The organism is Psychrobacter sp. TB20-MNA-CIBAN-0197 (assembly GCF_040309765.1).
Taxonomy (GTDB): Bacteria; Pseudomonadota; Gammaproteobacteria; order Pseudomonadales; family Moraxellaceae; genus Psychrobacter; species Psychrobacter submarinus.
This window is the reverse complement of record NZ_JBEOPC010000213.1, coordinates 1-355: the sequence shown is the minus strand read 5'-3', so window position 1 is coordinate 355 and position 355 is coordinate 1. Positions and strand designations below refer to the sequence as shown.

Genomic DNA, 355 nt, shown 5'->3' with positions numbered 1-355 from the left:
GCACCACACTTTGTGCTTTAATAGCCAAATATTAAGCATAAAAGGCCAACCCTAACTGGTCGGAGCATCTATATGACTGATAAACAGAGTAACCCCCCATTAAATATAGCTATTGCTGTTTACCAACACTTATTAATAACGAGTTTAACCCTCCCTATAGAGATGCTGAGAGCGGGCGAAGCCTTTGCAAAAGGCCATATTAATAAAAAAAATTTTAGGCCACTCGCTATTCATTTAGTTGCTAAAAACCTTGAACCAATAAGCAATCGTACCGGCTTGGCAATCCTTCCCGATTGCGCCACCAGCAATACCCCAAATTGCGATTTAGTAATAGTGCCCGGTATTTGGCGAAACC

General features: G+C 41.4%; 1 protein-coding gene. It reads left to right on the top strand.

Going from position 1 to position 355, the window contains the following annotated elements; all coding sequences use genetic code 11:
- Nucleotides 1-72: 72 nt before the first annotated feature.
- Nucleotides 73-355, top strand: a 283-nt coding sequence (locus AAEY83_RS13370; RefSeq protein WP_351059518.1) for a type 1 glutamine amidotransferase family protein, incomplete at its 3' end; no start/stop codon positions are given.